This is a genomic window from Streptomyces sp. NPDC107454 (assembly GCF_055582885.1).
This window is the reverse complement of record NZ_JBVJPA010000026.1, coordinates 16,812-35,692: the sequence shown is the minus strand read 5'-3', so window position 1 is coordinate 35,692 and position 18,881 is coordinate 16,812. Positions and strand designations below refer to the sequence as shown.

The following is an 18,881-nucleotide window of genomic DNA, read 5'->3' as shown; positions in this document are numbered from 1 at the left end:
CCGGGGGGCGCGGGGAACTGCGCGACCAGCCCCCACCCACCCGCAGACAGACCACGCACCGGGAGGACGCCGCGCAGCCCGCTCACTCCCCCTCGGACGGCGGCTCCGCCGCCACCACGCACGGACCCTTGCGCCACCACTCCGGCAGCATCGCGATCGCCTCGTCGCCCAGCGGATTCACCCCGGGCCCCGCGGCCAGCGAGTGCGCCACCAGCACATGCAGACACTTCACCCGGTCCGGCATCCCACCGGCGCTAGGAAAGCCCGCCAGTACCTCGATGGCGTCGCGCCGCGCGATGTAGTCCTCGTGCGCGGCCCGGTACGCGGCGGCCAGCTCGGGATCCGTCGCCAGCCGGTCCGTCATCTCCTTCATGACGCCGTCCGCCTCCAGCGTGCCGATCGCGGAGGCCGCGCGCGGGCACGTGAGGTAGTACGTCGTCGGGAACGGCGTACCGTCCGGCAGCCGGGGCGCCGTCTCCACCACGTCCGGCTGACCGCAGGGACAGCGGTGCGCGATCGCCCGCAGCCCGCGCGGCGGCCGGCCGAGCTGCTGTTTGAAGGCCTCGACGTCCGCGTCGGTCGGCTCGGTGCGCGGGGTGGGCGGCGGGGGCGTTTCCATGCCTGTGCTCAAGTCTCTTTCTTCTTCGATTCACCGGTCGTCAGGTCACCGGTCGGAGTGGTCCGACTTGTCGACGCCGTCCCAGACGTTGGCGTACCAGGGGCGGGCTGCCGCCCCCAGATCCGTACGCGACTGCTTCGCCGCGTCCGGGTCGATCACGACGTATCCGGTCTCGCCCGGCATCACATAGTGCAGCCGTTCCCGGATCTGCTGCTTCGCGTACGCGTCGTCCTGCCAGCGCGCCTTGAGGTCACGCAGCTGTTCGACCCGGGCACGGGCCCGCTCCTGCTGTCGCTCCAGATCGGCGATCTCGGAGCGCTGGGACACGTACTGCCTTATCGGGTACGCGAGGGCCACGATCAGAGAACAGAGTACGAGAGCCAGCAGCGCGGCGCGGCCGGTCAGGCGTGAGCGGCGGGCCTGGCGCTTGGTCTGCGAGCGGTAGACCCGGGCCGCCGTCTGCTCGCCGAGCAGCTTCAGCCTGGTCGCGGTGGAGAACCGGTCCCGGTCCTTCACGGCCATGTCCCGCCTCCCGTCACACGCGCGTACGTCCCCGGACACGGTACGGGACCGGGTACGGGGACGTACGTACGACTGGCTAAGGCTTGACCCTCCGCGGGTGTCAGCCCTTGAAGCGCGGGAAGGCGCTGCGGCCCGCGTACACCGCCGCGTCGTCGAGGATCTCCTCGATGCGCAGCAGCTGGTTGTACTTGGCGACGCGGTCCGAGCGGGCCGGGGCGCCGGTCTTGATCTGGCCGCAGTTCACCGCGACGGCGAGGTCGGCGATGGTGACGTCCTCGGTCTCACCGGAGCGGTGGGACATCATGCACTTGAAGCCGTTGCGCTGGGCCATCTCGACGGCGTCCAGGGTCTCGGTCAGCGAGCCGATCTGGTTGACCTTGACGAGCAGGGCGTTCGCGGAGCCCTCCTCGATGCCGCGGGCCAGGCGCTCCGGGTTGGTGACGAAGAGGTCGTCGCCGACGATCTGGACCTTGTCGCCCAGCTTCTCGGTGATGACGTTCCAGCCGGCCCAGTCGTCCTCGTACAGCGGGTCCTCGATGGAGACCAGCGGGTACGCGGAGACGAGCTCCTCGTAGTACTCGGTCATCTCGGCGGCCGAGCGGGACTTGCCCTCGAACTCGTACTTGCCGTCCTTGTAGAACTCGGACGCGGCGACGTCGAGCGCGAGCGCGATCTGCTCACCGGGGATGTATCCGGCCTGCTTGATGGCCTCGAGGATGAGGTCGAGCGCGGCGCGGTTCGACTCCAGGTTCGGGGCGAAGCCGCCCTCGTCGCCCAGGCCGGTGGACAGGCCCTTGGTCTTCAGCACCTTCTTGAGGGTGTGGTAGACCTCGGCGCCCCAGCGCAGGGCCTCGGAGAAGGACTCCGCGCCGATCGGGGCGATCATGAACTCCTGGATGTCCACGTTGGAGTCGGCGTGCGAGCCGCCGTTCAGGATGTTCATCATCGGAACGGGCAGCAGGTGCGCGTTCGGGCCGCCCAGGTAGCGGAAGAGGGGGAGGTCGGACGCCTCGGAGGCGGCGTGCGCGACGGCGAGCGAGACGCCGAGGATGGCGTTGGCGCCGAGCGAGCCCTTGTTGTCGGTGGCGTCCAGGTCGAACATCGCCTGGTCGATCAGGCGCTGCTCGGTGGCGTCGTAACCGACGAGCTCCGGTCCGATCTGCTCGATGACGGCGAGGACGGCCTTCTCGACACCCTTGCCGCCGTAACGGTTGGGGTCACCGTCACGCAGCTCGATGGCCTCGAAGGCGCCGGTGGACGCGCCGGACGGAACGGCGGCACGACCCGTGCTGCCGTCGTCGAGGCCGACCTCGACCTCGACCGTGGGGTTGCCTCGGGAGTCCAGGATTTCCCGGGCTACGACGACGTCGATGGACGGCACGAGCATCTCCTTCTGGGATGTGACGCGGGTACGCGGAGCCTGTGATGGCTTCGCGACATGAGCCTAACCGCCCCGGGGGGATCGGCCAGCCGGTCGCCCACCCCTTGGGCAGAACTGAACGTACACATTGTTCCAGAACGGAACAAAAACGGGTACGGAAATCTGGGTGCGAAACGCTCCGCACGAAATGCCGGAGACGAAATGCCGGAGACGAAAAACCCCGCTCCGGTGCGTACGGGGGAACACGCACCGGAGCGGGGAGCCCGTGGGGACGGGGGCGACCCTCACCGGGGTCTCCAGTGTGGAGACCCCTTTTATGTGGGACCTGTCATTCAGCTGGGGTGAGGCTACCGATCATCAGCTGAGGTGCAGCTGCTGACCCGGGTAGATGAAGTCGGCGTCGGCGACGATGTCCTTGTTCAGCTTGAACAGCTGCTGCCAGCCGCCCTTGACCTTCTTCTTCTCGGCGATCGAGCTGAGGCTGTCACCCTTGACGACCTTGTACTCGCCGTCACCCTTCTTGACCTTCTTGCCGGTCGGGGTGGAGACGGTCTTCTGGGCGGCCGGGCGGGACGCCGAACGGGAGGCCGCGGTGTCCGTCGAGCGGGTGGTGGTGCCGGCGCTCGGCGAGCTGTTCGACGAGGAGCTGTTCGAGGAAGACGAGGTCGACGGGGTGCTCGCACCGCCGGTGTACGCGGCGCTCGACAGGCCCGTGCCACACGTCGGCCAGGCGCCCTTGCCCTGCGCGGCGAGGACCTTCTCGCCGACGGTGATCTGCTGCGACTTGGACGCCTGGTTGGCGGTCGCGGCGTACGCGGTGCCGCCGTACGCGGCCCAGGTGGAAGACGAGAACTGCAGACCGCCGTAGTAGCCGTTGCCGGTGTTGATGGACCAGTTCCCGCCGGACTCGCACTGGGCGACGGCGTCCCACTGGGAGGCGGTGGCGGCGGAGGCGTTGCCGGCCGCCATCAGCGGAGCGGCGATGGCGACACCGGTGACACCGGCGAGCGTGGCGACACGAGTGGCCTTGGACGGACGGCGGTGCTTGCCCTTGCTGGAAAACAGCATGGAGAGATCCCCTCACCGACGCCTGCGAGGTGAGCTGTCGGGTTCGGGCGGGTGAGTGCCCGGCCGTGCGCTCTGAGCGCTCGGCTTCACCCCAAGCCGCTCCCGGTCAACTACCGGGCGCGGCGCGTACCTTGGGTCCCCCGCTCCTGCCTACGGCGCTGACGCGTCGACTGTTCCCGTACGGCCGTTGGCAGGATTCGGCGTTGACGACCGTCGGGGCCCGCTGTGGCGAGCGGTCATGACCGTAAGCAGTCGATCGGCTGAATTCCAAAGACGATCAGGGCCTTTGAGATCCATCTCTCACTCACGCCAAACCGGACATTACACAGCGAACCATGACGTGAACTGCCCCTACTTTTCGCCCGATTCGGCACCAACTGCAAGGCTCTGACCGGGGAGGATGAGGTTCGGGTCGACGCCGACCGTCTTCTTGTTCGCGTCGTACAGCTCGGCCCATCCGCCTTCGAGGTCAAGGGCGTCCGCGATGGTCCAGAGATTGTCTCCGGCGCGCACGACGTAGGAGCCGTCGACGACATCACGGGAGGCGCCGGCGCCGCGCGAGGCATGCCGCCCGGAGGAGTCGTCGCTACGGCCGTCCACGGCGCTGTCGGTGGTGTTCTCGTCCGCGGTGCCGCCGCGGTGGCGCCCCGCACCGGTCGTCGCGTTCTCGGACGTGCCGGAAGAGTCGCCACCCTGGCCGGAGTTGCCCGAGTTGTCACTCTTCGACGCATCCGTGTCGGAGCCGTCCGACCCCTGGGCGTCGCCGCTGGTGTCGGCCTTCGTCGTGTTCTCGGCCGCCTTCCCGGTCGCCTTCGAGGACGAACCGGATGAAGACGAGCCGGACGAAGACGAATCGGACTTCGAGCCGGAAGAGGCCGACGGGTTCGAAGTTTTGGACGAACTGGATGAACCGGAGGAACCGGATGAATCCGATGTACTGGACGAGTCGTTCGCCACGCCCGTGTCGACCAGGATGTTGCCCGAGTTCTTGCTCAGCCCGGAGAGCGGTCCACAGGTCGGCCAGGCGGTGAGGCCCTGGTGGTCGAGGAGCTTCTCGGCGATGGCTATCTGCTGCGAGCGGCTGGCCTCGTCGGCGCTCGACGCGTAGGCGAGGCCGCCGTACTTCTCCCAGTCCGCCTGGCTGATCTGGAGCCCGCCGTAATACCCGTTGCCGCTGTCGGCACTCCACTGGCCGGCGCTCTCGCACTCGGCGACCCGGTCCCACGTGGTGCCGTCGGCCGCGCTCGCGCTGGTGGCACCGAGCAACGGGATCGCGATGGCGGATCCGGTCACTCCTGCCGCGACGATGAGGGCCGGGGCCTGACGGGGGCGACGATGGCGGCCGTTCCCGGAGAGCATGCGGAAGCCTTTCACGTGACAGCAGGTGACTACGCGACGTGTGAGTCGCGTTGACGAGTGAACGTATCCGCACCCGAACACTTGTCACAAGTCGATGCAGCGTAGATCACGTGAAGATCACAGAGTTGAGTGCGCGTCAGGTTTGAGCGTCCGTGGGTGTATGGTCGCCCGCTATCGCGCGACCGGTACCGGAGGCGTGAACTCCACTGGAAGCGTGCGCAATCCACGCATAATGAGCCCGCCACGCCAGCGCAAATCGGCCGAATCTCCCGCGAGTTGAAGGTCGGGGAGACGGGTGAGGAGGGTGGCGAGCGCGGTCTGGCCCTCCAGTCGGGCGAGCGGGGCGCCGAGGCAGTAGTGGATGCCGTGGCCGTAGCCGAGGTGTTGGTTGTCACGGCGGGAGAGGTCGAGGGTGTCCGGCTGTTCGAACCGCGCGGGGTCACGGTCCGCAGCCGCGAGGACCACGAGGACGGGGTCGCCGGGCGCGATGCCCTGCCCGCCGATGCACACGGCCTCGGTGGCGAACCGCCACGTGGCCAGTTCCACGGGCCCGTCGTAACGGAGGAGTTCCTCGACGCCGGTCTCCAGGAGTTCGCGTTCGCGGGCGGCGAGGGACTTCTGGAGGCGCGCGCGCTGCTCGGGGTGGGTGAGGAGGGCGTACGTGCCGTTGCCGATGAGATTGACGGTCGTCTCGAAGCCGGCGAAGAGCAGAATGAAGGCCATGGCGGCGGCCTCGTTCTCCGTGAGGTGCTCGCCGTGGTCGGACGCGCGGATGAGACCGGAGATGAGGTCCTCACCGGGCGCGGGCGTGTCGGGAAGGCCTTCCCGCTTCTTGTGAATGAGTTCGAGCAGATACCCACGCATCTTCTTGACCGACCGCGCGACCCCGCCCCGCGGTCCGCCGCCGTGCCGGATCATCATCCCCGCCCAGTCCCGGAAGTCGTCCTGGTCCTCGCGGGGCACGCCCAGCAGATCGCAAATGGCGTAAATGGGAAGCGGGAACGCGAACTCGTGGATCAGATCGGCGGAACCCTTCGCCGCGAACTGGTCGATCAGCTGATCGGTGAGCTCCTGCACGCGTGGCGCGAACTCGGCCACGCGTCGCGGCGTGAACGCCTTCGAGACCAGCCGCCGCAGCCGGGTGTGGTCCGGCGGGTCGATGTTGAGCAGATGCGTCATCAACTCGGCCTTGCGCTCCCCCGGAATACCCGTCTTCCCTTTCGCGTGCGCAAGTTCTCCTGACTTGCATGTCATGTGATGGTCCGGGTTCTTAGACAGCCGGCTGTCTGCCAACGCTTGCCGTGCAAGGTCGTGGCGCGTCACAAGCCACGCGTCCACACCACTGGGGAGCCTCGTCCACCGCACAGGTTCCGAATCCCGCATCTGTGCGTAGGTGGGGTACGGGTTGGACCCGAACTCCCATGAGAAGAGTTCGGGTACACGGGGCTCGTCATGGCGCATGCCCCGACCCTATGCAGTAGGCGGAGCGGCTCCTCTATATAGAGGAGCGTCTGATCCAAGGCACGAAGAAATCCCGCTCGCCTCTCACGGCAAGAGACGAGCGGGATCCCAGCTCCGGCACGACCGGGAAGGTGCGGAACCCACCGTGCCGGCTCGTCCGCGGCCGTCTGTGATGAGCACACCGGGGACGAGGTTCGGACGCTAGCGGGGGTCGGGCGGCTGCCAGCCTCACCCGGCACCCAACCCCCGCCGCGCCCACCGCACGCCGACTGCACAGGCAGCCGACGGGCGGGCTCAGGGGGACGAGACGAGGCCCGGTGGACGGTACCCGGGGCCCCAGTAGTAACTTGCGGACGAGTCGCTCTCCTCGTCGACGACCGTCGCGTGATGCACGACGTCCCCCGGAGCGCACATGTGATGCGGCTCCCCGCACGTCACCGTGACGTTGCCCATCGTCGGCGCGAACCCGAACCGCGCCAGCCATTCCGGGTCACTGGGGAACGTCTGCGTCACGCCGCACACGGGCTCGTGCCCGGTCGGAGCGTCCGGCGTGACACCGGACGGGACGACGCGGAAGTTGACCTGACTGACGATGCGGTACCGCTGGTGCGACGGGTAGGACACCGAATGCTCAAGCGCCCACTCGTCGGGGTCCCGTCCGTCGCGCACGTCCTGGCTCTCAATGCAGTTGACGCACTCGATCCAGTTCCGCGACGGTATGGAGTCGAGCTCCATGCGGTGTTTGATCTCGGGGAACGGATCAACCTTCACGACGTCGACCGCCCCTTCTTCTGCCACTCGTGCGGATGCCGTTTGATCTCGATGGCAAGGTCCGTCGCGTGCGACGGGTCGTACGCCGGCGAACCGGCTTCATTCGCCTGCCGCCACTGCTTCAGCAGCGCCCCGCATACGTCACAGCCGGGGGCGGGGTGTGGTTCTTCGTGTTTGAGCGGGTCGGACAGCTCGACCGGATCTCTCATCGTCGTCTCAAGCGCCATACCTGCACCTCCGCCGTGGACTTTTAGGTGCAGAATTACGGAACACACGCTGTGCGATCGATCCCCTACGGGTAATCTCACCGTGAGATGACTTTTGATCCCGTTCATGGATACCGGGGGCTGCGCCATGTCGATTGCGCTTGAGCCGATCGACCTGCCTGACTGGGCTTGGGAGCACGCTGACGTTCGCCAAGCCTTGCGCGCTCGGGATGTGGGCGCAGTGTTCCGGCACGTGCAGCGCTATTCCGGCGCCAGTCAGGCACGTATTGCAACAGCCTCCGGGATGACGCAATCCCGCGTCAACGAGATCATCAACGGACGTCGGGAGGTCTCCCGTCTTGACGTATACGAACGCATTGCTGACGGCCTTCACATGCCTGACGATGCGCGCCACCTCTTGGGCCTTGCTGCCAGCCGCGAGAAGCGCTCAGGGGGAGCGGCGTTCGACTTGGCTGCGTTCCCCGAAGTCGTCCGCGTCTACGCATCTCAGAACTCCGCAGCAGAGGAGATCCAACAGCAGGCGCGCGAGGCGCAGGAGTTGGACGTCCTTGCCGTTCGCGGTCTTGGTCTGATCGGCCTCAATGACTCGCTTCTGCGCGCCTGCCTACCGCGGAATCAGGGAGACAAGGGACTACGCGTGCGCGTCCTGTTGCTCGACCCTGACAGCGAGGCTCTGACCCAGCGGGCGGCAGAGATCGGGGAGTCCGCCGAGTCCCTCGCTGGGGGCGTACGGCTGGCAGAGGCACGGCTACGTGAGCTACTCGCCGACTCCTGCGACGTCCAGGCACACCGGTACCGCATGCTGCCTACTTGGCGGCTCATCCGTGCAGACTCCACCATGTTCGTCAGCGCCTTTGACCCAGGGTGGGAAGGCCACGAGAGCGCGACGTACAAGGTGATGGAGACGCCCCATGGACCTCTGTTTCGTGGGTTTCGACGGATGTTCGAGGCGATGCTCAGCGGCGGGCATCGAACGGTGTGACGAGGAGAGGGGAACCGCTCGTGATCGAGGCGGAGTTGAAGGCTCGCGTCCACTCGCCCGAGGCGGTCATGCGTCGACTCGATGAGCGCGCCACAGCGCGCGTTGAGGTCTACCAGGACACGTATTACGACGAGCCTGATGGATCTCTGGACAAGCGGGACCAAGAGCTTCGGGTGCGGACCGTGCACGGCGCCGACGGCCGACGAACGGTTCTCACGTTCAAGGGCGCCACAGTTGACGAGTCGTCTGGCTCAAAGCCCGAGCACGAGACACGCGTTGAGGACTCAAAGGCTGCGCACGCCATCTTGCAGGGGCTCGGATACGTGCCCGCCATCGCGTTCGAGAAGCGGTGCCGTAACTACGACTTCGAAGCGCACGGACGGCAGATGCTCGCCACTCTCGTACGGGTGCCGGAGATCGATGGGACGTTCCTAGAAGTTGAGACGCTCGTCGACGAGGACGAGGTGGGCGCCGCACTTGACGATGTCCGCGCGGTGCTGGCCGAACTTGGAATCAGCCCCGAGCACCTGACGCGCGAGACGTACACAGGCGCCGTGGCATCTCAGAGGCGATAGCCCTACAGCCATCCCGCGTGGCGCATGCGACGTCGCCAGGTGCGTCCGTGGGCGGGCGTGCAGAACTGACGCGGGCGTCCCGCTCCGGGGCTCTGCGCGACGTCGGCACCGCACTGCGGGCAAGAGACGTGCTGCTTCTTCGCCGGCTGTCCAAGCATGGTCGGTCCTCTCAAGTCGGGACGCCCCGCAGCCATGTCGGTCCGCGGGGCGTGGGAAGGGCCGACGTCATGGCGACGTCGGCCCGATGTGTGCGTGGTGGTGTGCGTCAGACGTAGCGACCGGTTGTGATTGCTGAAGCTGTCGAGTCGTCGTGGACCTCAATGCGCTTGTCCACGAAGCCGGTCAGCTCGCGGCCGTCCAGCGTCGTCGAGACGTAGACGTTGATCCCGTCCGCGCTGACCCCGTTGCGCTGCTGTGACGTTGAGCGGATCGCGTCCCACTGGCCAGACGTCAGGACAGGCTCCGGGCGTCCCGTGCCATTGGCGACGAGGTTCAATCCGGGCTGGAGCATGCCCCCGCTGTCATACCAGTTTGGAGATCGGGACAGCCACGCAGACCAGGCGTTATCCGGAGACCCGTACCGGCTCTTGACGTAGCTGAGTCCCCACTTGATCTGGGTCCCCGCGTTCGTCCGCCAGTCGGCGCCCGCAGACGCCATCTTCGAGGCCGGCAAGGATTGTGGAATGCCGTACGCGCCGGAGGAGGCGTTGAGGGCGTTCCAGCGCCATCCGCTCTCGCCGTTCCACAGCTTGATCAGCGACGGCATCTGTGCCTGAGACCAGCCGTAGTGGCCGAGCAGCAAACGGGCCAACTGCTGTGCCTGGCTTGCGGATGCGCCGTGCGCCCCGAGGTCTCCCCCGAGTCCCGAAGCACCTCCGCCACCACCGGTGACGACGCTCTTCAGTCCCTTGAGAACGGCCTTCGGAAGGGCGACGGACAGCTTTCCCCAAGCGGTGTCCTTGAAGGAGTCGAGCGGCTTGAGGAGCTTGCCGAGGAGTCCGTCGAGGGCCTTGCCGGGGTTGGTCAGGAACGAGGTAGCCGAGGAGAACGCGGAGCCGATCGAGCCTCCGATGGACTTCAGTCCGCCGAAGACGTCGCCGATGATGCCTCCGTCAGCGAGGAGCTGTGTGCCGGCCTGTGCGTGCAGCGCCAACGCCCGCGCCCGGTACCGCGGGTCTGTCGGGATCACGAACTCGGGGTAGTTCGGATTGCCCTCCCCGACGATGGCCGTCGGACGGTTGAAGACGCCCGACTGAACGGGCAGCGTTCCGCCCTGTGCGAGGAGCGGCAGCTTGCCGAGAGTGGGAAGTCCCGGCACCCACTTGTCGATCTTCTTCCACGCCGGGACGATGCCGTTGTTCCACACGGTCCCGATGACGAAGTTGATCGGATCCTTCGTCGCATCTTTGATGCCCGCCCACTGCTTACCGATGGCCACCTTCGCGTCCTTGAAGGCATCAGCGATGTGTCCGACGGAAGACTTCAGGTCGTCGAAAGCGGGCTTGATCTGATCCTTCCACACGGCGGTGATCAGTGGTCCGAGCGCGTTCTTCCAAACCGGCTTGACGACCTTTTCGTAAAGCCAGGTGAAGACGTCGGCCATCAGCTTGATGCCGTTCTTCACGGCGTTGAACTGTGGTTCGGCAACATGCTTCCACCACACCGTGATGACGAGACCCATCGCGGCGAACACGGGCGCCAGGACGTTTTTCCAAAGCCACACGGCGATGTCAGCGACGGCATGGAAAAACGGCTTGAGCGCGTGCTCCCACAGGTCCGACGTCGACGACTTCAGCCAGGACCAAATAGCCTGGAGTCCTTCGCGGAACCACGTGAAGTGGTTGTAGGCGTAGATGACTGCGATGACCACGGCACCGATCGCAAGAGCGATCCATCCCCACGGGCCGGCAGACGCGACGATGTTGAACGCGGTTATGGCGCCGTTCACGACGAACTGCCAGACCGCCCACAACTTCGTTGCGAGATACAGGCCGTAGATCCCAAGGACCAACTCAGGAACGTTCATCGCGAGCCAGCCGACGCCCTGTGCGAGTCCGCCAACCATCGTCAGAAGCGGGCCGGATACCGGTGACAGAGCCGTTCCGATATCGATGACCGCGTCCGCGATCTTCCCGAAGGTGCTGGCGATCAGTGGCGCCTTGTTCGACGAGTAGGACAGGAAGCGCTCGAACTCGGGGGAGCCCTTGAGGCCCTTCCCCCACGTCGCGAAGCGCCCGGTGATCCGCTCCATCGTCGCCGAAATTCCGTCCATATGCGGAAGGAAGGCGTCGACGATTCCGGCCATCCCCGCAAGGACGTTGCCGAACGCTACTCCTAGCCCGACGATCGCCGGCTTCGCGTTGTCGTTGATGTCCTGCTTGAAACCTGTCCAGAAGGGCGACTTCAGAGCCTTCGACGATCTGTCGAAGAGAATCCCGACCGCGTCCGCCGCGACCTTCACGAGTGGCGTCAGACCCGGAAGGGACGCCTTCGCTCCGTCAACTCCTCGCGTGAAGAGGGGGAGGACGTCCGGCTGAAGTTCCTTCGACCAGTCCTTGAATGCCGACGTCAGCCCCTTCGGGCCGGCGATGGAGTCGAACAGGTCGCGTTGCTCCGGGGTCAGCTTCGCGAGTGCCTTGCGGTACTCGTCCGCCTTCGTCGCACTTTTCGTGCTGGTGTCGATCCCGGACAACTGCGCGGACTGGAGGCCTCGTTCGGCATTCGCGACGGCCTCGGCGCCCTGCACCTGGGCACCGCGGACCTTCGCGCGAGAGTCGGCAAGAGCGCGCTCCTGGTCGCCGACCTTCTGGTTCGCCTGCCGGACCTGTTCCTGCGCGTCCCTGACTTGCTTACTGCCGTTGACGCCCGCCTTGTTGGCGTCGTCGACGGACTTCTTCAGCTCAGCGTTCTTCGACTTCTGCTTGTCCGCGTTCCGTACGGCCTCGTCGTACGTGAGCTGTGCGCGCTGCCGCTCAAGGTCACTGGCCGTGGGGTCGGCCATCGTCTTGTCAAGGTCGGCCTTCGCCTCCTGGACTCGGAGCGTTGCCTCGCGCTGGTCCAACATCCCGTCAAGGAGTTGGTCGTTCAGATCCTTGAGAGTCTGTGCGGCGTCCGCCCGAGCCTGCGTCAGGTCCAACTCCGCCTGACGCGCGCCTCGTTGAGCGTCGGCAAGGGACCGCTCGGCGTCCTCAACTTGCCGGTTCGCCTGCGTTACGGCCTGTGCTGCCTGGCGGTGTGCCGCAGTGAGCGACGCCTGAGCGCCGGCGAGCGTCAGTGCCTGCTGAGCGGCCTTCACCGACGAGGCCGCGGAATTGTCCGTCGCCGTCTTGCTCTGCTGCTCTGCGGCAGTCTTCTGCTGGATCGCAGAGGTAACCGACTTGATCGCCGGAACCGCAGCGAGTGCGAGTGCGCCAACTCCCGCGCCGGCCGCTACTGCCGCCGACGCGATAGCGCCGATCCCAGCGGCGGCGACCGGGACAACGGGAATTGCTCCGACGGCCGCAACCGCAATTCCGATACCTCGGAGTGCTGCCATTGCTTCGGCGGAATCAACTCTGACGCGGATATTCACGTCGTCACGGTCAACGTCGTTGATCTGCCGTTGGACGTCTGCCAACGCAGCACGCGCAGCAGCCGTATCCGTTCTCAGTTGCACGCTCGGATGTTGAGCGTTGAGCCGCTCCAACCGCTCATTGATATCGCGGATCTCCGCCAGAGTCGCGCCAGCGTCGATATCGATCCCCACCGTTTTACCGGCCAACGACTCGATCCGGCTGCGAATCCGGTCTATCTGAGCGTTCACGCCCGTGTCCCCGAGACGGACGTCAGCCCGCGGAAGGGACCGGAAGGCTACTTCCAACCGGCGCTTGATGGACTCGCCGAAAGCCCCCCCAATCTGCGTTCCCTGACGCGTGGCGGAGACCCGCGCACGCTGACCGCCTAGCGTCACACCGTCAGGGATAGCAACGACGATGTGACGACTGATAGCGTCGCCGAGCCTGCGCCCCGCCTCCTCGCCTACGCGGTCCGCGGCGGGGAGCACGATGGCCTTTAGCTTGTTGTGGAACTGTGGGGCGATCGGAACGACGTCAACGGCTGCTCCACCTACGACGTCCAGGTCCGCGACCATCAAACACCCCCGTTTGCCGGGTCGAACTCATTGGGGTGCGCGCGGAGATCCAGCAAACGCGCGATGACGTCGAGCTGTTCCGCCTGACGTTCGATCGTTGGGGAGTGTTGGGACTGCGCAACGGCCGTTGCTGACTCCGTCCATTCCTTGCAGTCGATGGAACAGTAGGCGAATACCATCAGCCCTCCAGATTCCGTCAGCGCCGGCAAAGGCGCGAAACGGCAACCGGGGCGAAGGCATCGCGTCAAATCTCGTGGGGTCATAGGGAATTGCTCCAGGGCATGAAGAAAGGGACCTCCAGCGCGAACGCTGGGGTTCCTTCCGATGGTCTGTGGGGTGTGTGGTGCTGCTCGTCGACGTCTGCGCGTCACGGAGGCCTTCGGGGCGGGTCCACGGCTGGCCATCGCCCCCCCGCCCATGTCAACGGGCTATCCACAACTGGCGGGTTGTCCACCAAGATCCACTAAGTCGACCTCAGCCCGGAAAGCTCTGGATTGGATGACGGCGGACGTGCTAGCGTCTTTTTCGATCCCGCCAGAGATCACGCCGTCTATCAACGCACAGGGGATACCTGTGTTCGTTACAGATAAGGAAGGTGTGATCTTTTGAAGATGGCGGCGGTGGGCATGCTTGCCCTTTTCTTCCTCGGCTTCCTGGCCCGATTCATCGGGCGGGCGCTCGACCACATACCCCCGTTGAGCCATAAGGCAGTGAAGGCGATCAGGGCCTTGCGGGAAGTGCGCGAAGAGTTGCGCAAGTTCCGCGAGGGGCCGACCGCCTCAGCCCATGAGCCCGCGAACGAGGCGGGCAAGGTCGCCTAGCACCGACGGGCAACTGCCGTGTCGGCGTCCCGTCATTGCGATGTAGCGGCCGGTCCCATAGATCTCCACGGCCGTACCGTCGGGGCGACGAAGCTTCCGTCCCTGTCGGACGTCGGCACGGCCCCAGATGTGCAGCCCGTCACCGGACGGGGAAACCTCTACGTAGGTGGCTCCCGCGCCGCGGACGATCGCTGCGGCCCACGGGGCGAGTTGCCCAGTGAGCGGGTTCATGCAGTGGTCCAGGTCGAGACAGACGATGTCGTCCTCGTCGCTCAGGACGAATCCCAGACCGACGCCGGCCGTCGAAGCGGCGGCATCCTTGTGCGTGCTCCAGGTCCGCGGGTCGGTGCTCGACGCCGGCATGTCGCCGATCGTGAGCGGCCTCTTATCCGCGGCTCGGCGTACCCACCTGTCGCGGGTCGTCAGCTCGTGTGGAGTCGCGTCGTTCTTCGCCGCGCGGTGCGCAGCAACACGGCAACGAGTCGAGCAGTAGCGCGCCCGGTGCGAGTGCCTCGCGCCCAGGTGCTCGACGCACCGCTCGCATCTCCGTGTGTTCATGGGGACCATTCTAGTGCGGCCGGTAACGGTAAAACAAGGTCTGACCTGCGGCTATCTATCATCCTGTAAGACTGAAGCCCTGTGTGCCCGTCTGCCGATCCGGGGTCCAAATCAGTCCGGGCGACCTCTGCTCGGGCCTCCAGGGAGCGCCTGTGAGCGCCTCGTCCACTTCTCCCAGACCCGTAGACGGAGCGAGGCCCAGCACCTTTACGGTCAGGAGATCGTCCCGGAGGGGGTCACCCCCCTGGGGGCGGGGCTAGTCGATCTTCGCTGCGAAGCCGGCGCGGGGCTCCCGACGATCACCGTCGCTGACGTTGCCGACTTCCGCCTGACTCGACCATCGGGCTGCTACTCTCAGAGCGCTGGGACCGCCAACTCAGCACCGCTCCCGCAACGGGAGCGGAACCGCTCCGCAACGGAGCTTGGCTACATGTTCCGGCAAGTAGCGGCCCTGAGTAGACAGGTACCCAACGGCGCAACGCCATCAGGGAGCCACCACTCTGTAGGTCTCCAGTAGACCTCAACGACATGCACCGCAACGGTGCAGCGCGCAGCTAGGGCCCTGCGTACTGACAGGTCACCTGTCGTCGTTGAGGTAGCCCTCACTACCTCCACCGGCACGTGGCACACACCGTTGCCGAGGAGTGCTTGTCGTGTGGTCTGTGCTGGGTGAACTCGCCCTAGCTGCACCATGGTTGGTAGGAGCGCTGGTGACTGCGCTCTTCCTGATCGTCCTCGTCTCCCTGCCGCTCAGCCTGCGTGGCTCAGCGGCCAACGAGAGACCGGAGATCATCCGTGCGCTTGCCGACTTCTGGAGGTTCTGGCGCCGTTGACGTCAGCCCTGACCGATGCTCGACACGCGCTCGACCTCGTACACAGGCACGTGGTGCGTCTCAGTGCCGTCAGTGACCATGAGGACGTACGTCGAGGCACGGGCCACAACGCCCGTCAGAGTCGTTCCGTCCTTGACGTGGACGGTTGCTGACAGGCCGTCGAGTGCGGTCGCGTGGTTGAGGACTGCCTCTGCGGTGAGTTCGTCGAAGATCACAGCCGACCCGTCCTGCACTGCTCTACGTACGCCCGTCCCGCCTCGGTGCGCCGCCACGGAACTCCGTTGAACCACCCGCCGATGGGGGCGTTCTGAGGTGGCGTCAGGACGTCGGAGCGTCCACCCACAGTGCCGCGGAGCGCCATCCGTACGTCAGGGGAGGTGTCGCCCTGCGCGGCCCTGTAGCGCGCTGCGCCGGCTTCTAGGGCGTTGGAGCCCTGTACGTCGCTCATACGGCCTCCACGGTCGGCACCCACGTGTCGTCACCGAAGGCGTCGGGGAGGGTCGACGCCATGTCGGCCTCCATGTCCTCGATGCTCGTCGGAACGTAGCCGTCCTGCGATGCCGTCCAGCGGAGGAACTCACGCGTTACCGCACCGGTCCGGATGGTCTCCCGCGCGAACGCCGGCATCTCCGCGGGGTTCAGACCGCGCACGTGCCCGAATCCCTTGTTCTTCCAGACGTGCACGCGTACGTCCAGGTCCACGCCGCTCCCGGGGACGCGCGGCCCCTTGAGGGCTTCCCACTGCGCTTCGCGCACCTGCTTGAGGTCCTCCGTCAGCTTCCGCAGCCGGCCCCAAGCCTCCACAGCGTCGCCTCCGGCGTCGATGGCAGCCTCCGCGGAGTTGGCGCCACGGAGGGCTGAGAAGGCGCTCCGGGCCTCGTCGAGGAGCTCCGAGAGCCGTGCTCCCAGAGCCGTCAGAACGTCCTCTGTACCAGCGTCCAGAGCTCCGTAGAGCGCCCATTCAGCGCGTGTTACAACGATCTGACGGGCCTGCAACTCCTCTCTTGCCGCCTCTGCCTCTTCGAAGGCCTTCGCTGCGCGCTGCCCGACGTCCTTGGGCCACGGCCTACCCGCCATGAAGGACTCCGTGGCCTCGTCGCGCACGGCGTTCTTCGCCGCCTGCGGATCCACGTGGGGCGGGGCGTCCTCGACGAGGGTCTTCGCTGCCGTGAGCCGTCGCTGAGCGTCGACGATGTCAGGCACGGTGCTTCGTGCCGCTTCCAATTCCACATTCGTGGCCATGATCAATCCTCCGTGTCGTCAAACAAGTCAGGCCCCGGTCCACCTGGGACAAGGGCCTGTCGGTAGTGCGCCGCGCGTTCGGCGTACCGCTCGCGGTTTCGCCTGCGCGTAGGTTCGGGATCGTCGGCGTACGCCTGACGTCGCCGACGGTTCCAGCACGCCAGGCAGTGAGGCCGCGTGCCTCCACGTCCCATCGGGTCGAAGGGAAAGTGCTCCAGGTCGTGAGGCAGCACCTCAGAGCATGTCAGGCACGGCCGTGTCCCACGGCTGGGTACATCGAGCATTGTCGGACCTCCGTCCGTTCATCGGTCTAGCGCTCCAGCGCTCGAATTTCGGGTAAAGGAATGCCCCCGCCCGCGGAGCGACACGGCCACTGGGGTGAACCGGTGCTCGACACGAGCGGGGGCATTCAGCGCGACGCCGGAGGAGAGGACGACGCCACGCGGTTCGGGAGGCTACAACGACCGTTCCAGGGCCGGAGACTCTCCGTCGCGACGTGGAGGGGGGCACATGCAACCCCCCTCCACTTCTAATACAAAAGCGAACGCGTCACGCTGCCTTGGCGCCCCGTAGGCGTCGCATGCGACTGCGAGCGCCAGCACGTGCCCACTCAGCGGTGCACTCGTCGCCGCACAGGCTCTTCCATCGTCGACGCTGGCTCACCGGGCGACGCTGCTCGAAGGGCTGCGAGCACTGAGCACAGTTGCCCCGCCAGATCTTCGACTGACCGACAACCGTGACGTGGCCGCCGGCGCTCTCGTACGACAGTGTTGGAGTTGCCTCCGCCTGCCGTGCGGCGAACGCTGCGGCTATCGCCGGGTCGACACGAACCGTCACCTCCCCTACGACAGGCGGAACGACGTCGACCGACCTGCCCGACGGTCGTTGCCGGACGGGGCGCTCCTCGTCGACCTCCGACGCGTCAAGCCAGTCCTCGAACCGCCGCTCCCCGAACTCCTCGTCGGTCACCTCGTCGAGCGGGTCAGTGCCTTCCAGACCGCGCCAGTGCGTACGCGAGGGGGAGACGTACGCCCCGCCCTCCGCCAGTTCCTCGGCGAAGGCCGCGTCCGCCTCCGCCCCGTACGTGTAGCGCGTGTGCCGGCGAGCGGCGTTGCCGTTCCCGTCCTCGTACATGTGGAGTCCCCATTCGTCGGCGAGCCGGGCGTTCGGCTTGCTACTTGGGTAATGGGGGAAAACGAGGGCGTTGTGACGGTCAGCCGCGTCACGTTTTTCGGGTGCCGTCCGACCCCCCTCCGTCACCACCCGTCGACCGGGCTCCTCCACCCGCCCTGGACAGACTGAGTGTCAAAGTGTCGAACTAACCGGTACTTTCAATTTCTTCTAACGCGTGTAGAGAGAAAGTTGAGATAGGGGTTAGTTCGTCGGTTTGGCACTCTGATTGGCCAGCCTGTCGACGGAGGGTGACGAGAGGCGGAGAATCGACTACGTTCTGCAACCACCATTTCGATGCACCCTGCACGCACCGCGCCTCCTCGACGTCGACGGCACGGAGGCCCCGCGCCGGCCGAAGCCAGTGCAGGGCCTTCCCCGTTACAGATAGTTACTTACTTGCGTGCCGCTCCTCTTCCTCCATCTTCTGGCGGAGGAAGTCGACGTTCCACGCGAGATCCTCCGGCGCCTCGTCCAGCGCGCCCCGGATAGTGGTGCGCGCCCACATCGCGCGGTCAGACAGGCGACGCCCCTCGGACGAGTCGCCCGGGACCGTCAACGACTCGTACACGGCCTCCAAGAGCTCCCGGAGGTCTTGCGCCTCGCCACTCACGCGGCGACCTTCAGCGCGCCCCAGCGGGCGTCACGGCGGAGGCCGACGAGGCAGGCAGCGTGCAGCGGGACCCACGCGTTTCCGTGGTGGACGATCTCCAGGTCTTCCGTGTCGTTCCACTCGCCACACCACGCACAACCGGACTCCTCGCGGCACTCGGCGCACCACACGGCGCCTTCGTCGTCGACCGCGGGGCGCGTGTGCCGCGAGATGAGCCCGCAGTCACACGCCCGCACCTCGCCGGCCGCTAGCGGCTCGCTGACGTCCATATGCGCAACCAGCGCTTCGGCGACGAGGACAAGCGTCGGGGCGTCCCTCAGCTCCGTGTGGTCGCCCGTCAGGTAGAGGGCCTCGTAGTCGGTGGTCGAGTGGTCCGCGTCCGTCGCCCACACCGCCGGCCGTCCAAGCTCACTGGCGACGTTGTAGGCGAGAGTGCGGAGCGCCTTGACGTCGGCAGGGGTGGCGACGGGGCCGACGCAGAGAACGGGGGTGATGGCGTACATTGATCTCTCCTCTGTTGAGGACACAGCCCCGAGTCTTCCGCCAAGTT

At 66.4% G+C, this 18,881-nt stretch carries 21 protein-coding genes and 1 riboswitch; of the genes, 4 read left to right on the top strand and 17 right to left on the bottom strand.

What is annotated here, in order from left to right; genetic code table 11:
* Positions 1–82: 82 nt before the first annotated feature.
* From ACZ69M_RS45360 to ACZ69M_RS45325, 8 genes are all read right to left on the bottom strand, one after another.
* Positions 83–619 carry a DUF501 domain-containing protein gene (locus tag ACZ69M_RS45360; protein WP_470059638.1) on the bottom strand — a complete coding sequence of 179 codons (537 nt, stop codon included), beginning with the start codon at positions 617–619 and terminating at the stop codon, positions 83–85.
* A 45-nt stretch (positions 620–664) separates the two neighbouring features.
* A complete protein-coding gene (locus ACZ69M_RS45355) occupies positions 665–1,141 on the bottom strand; it encodes an FtsB family cell division protein (RefSeq protein ID WP_470059527.1) in 477 nt (158 codons plus the stop codon).
* Between the two features lie 100 nt (positions 1,142–1,241).
* Positions 1,242–2,528 carry a phosphopyruvate hydratase gene (gene eno, locus ACZ69M_RS45350; RefSeq protein ID WP_060897729.1) on the bottom strand — a complete coding sequence of 429 codons (1,287 nt, stop codon included), beginning with the start codon at positions 2,526–2,528 and terminating at the stop codon, positions 1,242–1,244.
* Between the two features lie 351 nt (positions 2,529–2,879).
* Positions 2,880–3,590: a transglycosylase family protein gene (locus tag ACZ69M_RS45345; protein ID WP_470059526.1), complete on the bottom strand. Its 711-nt coding sequence runs from the start codon at positions 3,588–3,590 to the stop codon at positions 2,880–2,882.
* A gap of 4 nt (positions 3,591–3,594) precedes the next feature.
* Positions 3,595–3,758: riboswitch (cyclic di-AMP (ydaO/yuaA leader) on the bottom strand.
* Between the two features lie 183 nt (positions 3,759–3,941).
* Positions 3,942–4,949: a LysM peptidoglycan-binding domain-containing protein gene (locus ACZ69M_RS45340; RefSeq protein ID WP_470059524.1), complete on the bottom strand. Its 1,008-nt coding sequence runs from the start codon at positions 4,947–4,949 to the stop codon at positions 3,942–3,944.
* Between the two features lie 171 nt (positions 4,950–5,120).
* On the bottom strand, positions 5,121–6,410 hold the full coding sequence (locus ACZ69M_RS45335) for a cytochrome P450 family protein (protein ID WP_470059522.1): 1,290 nt from the start codon (positions 6,408–6,410) through the stop codon (positions 5,121–5,123).
* A 294-nt stretch (positions 6,411–6,704) separates the two neighbouring features.
* On the bottom strand, positions 6,705–7,181 hold the full coding sequence (locus tag ACZ69M_RS45330) for a DUF7848 domain-containing protein (protein WP_470059520.1): 477 nt from the start codon (positions 7,179–7,181) through the stop codon (positions 6,705–6,707).
* The gene (locus ACZ69M_RS45325) at positions 7,178–7,408 is read right to left on the bottom strand and encodes a hypothetical protein (protein ID WP_470059518.1); all 231 of its coding nucleotides are present in this window, start codon (positions 7,406–7,408) and stop codon (positions 7,178–7,180) included. Before ACZ69M_RS45325 ends, ACZ69M_RS45330 begins: the two co-directional genes overlap by 4 nt.
* Positions 7,409–7,514: 106 nt before the next feature.
* On the opposite strand from ACZ69M_RS45325, the gene ACZ69M_RS45320 reads away from it, so the two are divergent.
* Positions 7,515–8,390, top strand: coding sequence for a helix-turn-helix domain-containing protein (locus ACZ69M_RS45320; RefSeq protein WP_470059516.1), 876 nt, complete (start codon positions 7,515–7,517; stop codon positions 8,388–8,390).
* Positions 8,391–8,410: 20 nt separating this feature from the next.
* On the top strand, positions 8,411–8,965 hold the full coding sequence (gene cyaB, locus ACZ69M_RS45315; protein WP_470059514.1) for a class IV adenylate cyclase: 555 nt from the start codon (positions 8,411–8,413) through the stop codon (positions 8,963–8,965).
* A gap of 265 nt (positions 8,966–9,230) precedes the next feature.
* On the opposite strand, the gene ACZ69M_RS45310 is transcribed toward cyaB, so the two are convergent.
* Together ACZ69M_RS45310 and ACZ69M_RS45305 are read right to left on the bottom strand one after the other, a co-directional pair.
* Positions 9,231–13,094, bottom strand: coding sequence for an aggregation-promoting factor C-terminal-like domain-containing protein (locus tag ACZ69M_RS45310; protein WP_470059512.1), 3,864 nt, complete (start codon positions 13,092–13,094; stop codon positions 9,231–9,233).
* Complete coding sequence (locus ACZ69M_RS45305; protein ID WP_470059510.1) at positions 13,094–13,273, bottom strand: hypothetical protein; 180 nt, start codon at positions 13,271–13,273, stop codon at positions 13,094–13,096. The genes ACZ69M_RS45310 and ACZ69M_RS45305 overlap by 1 nt, the downstream gene beginning before the upstream one ends.
* A 426-nt stretch (positions 13,274–13,699) precedes the next feature.
* Here ACZ69M_RS45305 and ACZ69M_RS45300 point away from each other — a divergent pair, with 426 nt between their 5' ends.
* Positions 13,700–13,915, top strand: coding sequence for a hypothetical protein (locus ACZ69M_RS45300; RefSeq protein ID WP_470059509.1), 216 nt, complete (start codon positions 13,700–13,702; stop codon positions 13,913–13,915).
* Here ACZ69M_RS45300 and ACZ69M_RS45295 read toward each other — a convergent pair.
* Positions 13,874–14,278, bottom strand: coding sequence for a hypothetical protein (locus tag ACZ69M_RS45295; protein WP_470059507.1), 405 nt, complete (start codon positions 14,276–14,278; stop codon positions 13,874–13,876). The genes ACZ69M_RS45300 and ACZ69M_RS45295 overlap by 42 nt on opposite strands.
* Positions 14,279–15,183: 905 nt before the next feature.
* On the opposite strand from ACZ69M_RS45295, the gene ACZ69M_RS45290 reads away from it, so the two are divergent.
* Positions 15,184–15,306 (top strand): hypothetical protein, encoded by a 123-nt coding sequence (locus ACZ69M_RS45290; RefSeq protein ID WP_470059505.1) that lies wholly within the window; start codon positions 15,184–15,186, stop codon positions 15,304–15,306.
* 2 nt (positions 15,307–15,308) lie between these two features.
* Here the strand turns inward: ACZ69M_RS45290 and ACZ69M_RS45285 are convergent, their stop codons facing one another.
* The 6 genes from ACZ69M_RS45285 to ACZ69M_RS45260 form a co-directional block, all read right to left on the bottom strand.
* The gene (locus tag ACZ69M_RS45285; protein WP_470059503.1) at positions 15,309–15,521 is read right to left on the bottom strand and encodes a hypothetical protein; all 213 of its coding nucleotides are present in this window, start codon (positions 15,519–15,521) and stop codon (positions 15,309–15,311) included.
* Positions 15,518–15,754 (bottom strand): hypothetical protein, encoded by a 237-nt coding sequence (locus tag ACZ69M_RS45280; protein ID WP_470059501.1) that lies wholly within the window; start codon positions 15,752–15,754, stop codon positions 15,518–15,520. The genes ACZ69M_RS45285 and ACZ69M_RS45280 overlap by 4 nt, the downstream gene beginning before the upstream one ends.
* Positions 15,751–16,548 (bottom strand): hypothetical protein, encoded by a 798-nt coding sequence (locus tag ACZ69M_RS45275; RefSeq protein ID WP_470059499.1) that lies wholly within the window; start codon positions 16,546–16,548, stop codon positions 15,751–15,753. Before ACZ69M_RS45275 ends, ACZ69M_RS45280 begins: the two co-directional genes overlap by 4 nt.
* 549 nt (positions 16,549–17,097) lie before the next feature.
* Positions 17,098–17,682 (bottom strand): hypothetical protein, encoded by a 585-nt coding sequence (locus ACZ69M_RS45270; RefSeq protein ID WP_470059498.1) that lies wholly within the window; start codon positions 17,680–17,682, stop codon positions 17,098–17,100.
* 427 nt (positions 17,683–18,109) lie between these two features.
* Positions 18,110–18,331, bottom strand: a complete 222-nt coding sequence (locus tag ACZ69M_RS45265) for a hypothetical protein (protein ID WP_470059496.1) — start codon at positions 18,329–18,331, stop codon at positions 18,110–18,112.
* The gene (locus tag ACZ69M_RS45260) at positions 18,328–18,834 is read right to left on the bottom strand and encodes a hypothetical protein (protein WP_470059494.1); all 507 of its coding nucleotides are present in this window, start codon (positions 18,832–18,834) and stop codon (positions 18,328–18,330) included. Before ACZ69M_RS45260 ends, ACZ69M_RS45265 begins: the two co-directional genes overlap by 4 nt.
* Positions 18,835–18,881: the final 47 nt, after the last annotated feature.

Coding starts and splice junctions, on each gene's coding strand:
- ACZ69M_RS45360 (WP_470059638.1), bottom strand. CDS start 619: ATGGAAACGCCCCCGCCGCCCACCCCGCGCACCGAGCCGACCGACGCG.
- ACZ69M_RS45355 (WP_470059527.1), bottom strand. CDS start 1,141: ATGGCCGTGAAGGACCGGGACCGGTTCTCCACCGCGACCAGGCTGAAG.
- eno (WP_060897729.1), bottom strand. CDS start 2,528: ATGCTCGTGCCGTCCATCGACGTCGTCGTAGCCCGGGAAATCCTGGAC.
- ACZ69M_RS45345 (WP_470059526.1), bottom strand. CDS start 3,590: ATGCTGTTTTCCAGCAAGGGCAAGCACCGCCGTCCGTCCAAGGCCACT.
- ACZ69M_RS45340 (WP_470059524.1), bottom strand. CDS start 4,949: ATGCTCTCCGGGAACGGCCGCCATCGTCGCCCCCGTCAGGCCCCGGCC.
- ACZ69M_RS45335 (WP_470059522.1), bottom strand. CDS start 6,410: ATGCGCCATGACGAGCCCCGTGTACCCGAACTCTTCTCATGGGAGTTC.
- ACZ69M_RS45325 (WP_470059518.1), bottom strand. CDS start 7,408: ATGGCGCTTGAGACGACGATGAGAGATCCGGTCGAGCTGTCCGACCCG.
- ACZ69M_RS45320 (WP_470059516.1), top strand. CDS start 7,515: ATGGATACCGGGGGCTGCGCCATGTCGATTGCGCTTGAGCCGATCGAC.
- ACZ69M_RS45310 (WP_470059512.1), bottom strand. CDS start 13,094: ATGGTCGCGGACCTGGACGTCGTAGGTGGAGCAGCCGTTGACGTCGTT.
- ACZ69M_RS45305 (WP_470059510.1), bottom strand. CDS start 13,273: ATGGTATTCGCCTACTGTTCCATCGACTGCAAGGAATGGACGGAGTCA.
- ACZ69M_RS45295 (WP_470059507.1), bottom strand. CDS start 14,278: ATGCCGGCGTCGAGCACCGACCCGCGGACCTGGAGCACGCACAAGGAT.
- ACZ69M_RS45280 (WP_470059501.1), bottom strand. CDS start 15,754: ATGAGCGACGTACAGGGCTCCAACGCCCTAGAAGCCGGCGCAGCGCGC.
- ACZ69M_RS45275 (WP_470059499.1), bottom strand. CDS start 16,548: ATGGCCACGAATGTGGAATTGGAAGCGGCACGAAGCACCGTGCCTGAC.
- ACZ69M_RS45270 (WP_470059498.1), bottom strand. CDS start 17,682: ATGTACGAGGACGGGAACGGCAACGCCGCTCGCCGGCACACGCGCTAC.
- ACZ69M_RS45260 (WP_470059494.1), bottom strand. CDS start 18,834: ATGTACGCCATCACCCCCGTTCTCTGCGTCGGCCCCGTCGCCACCCCT.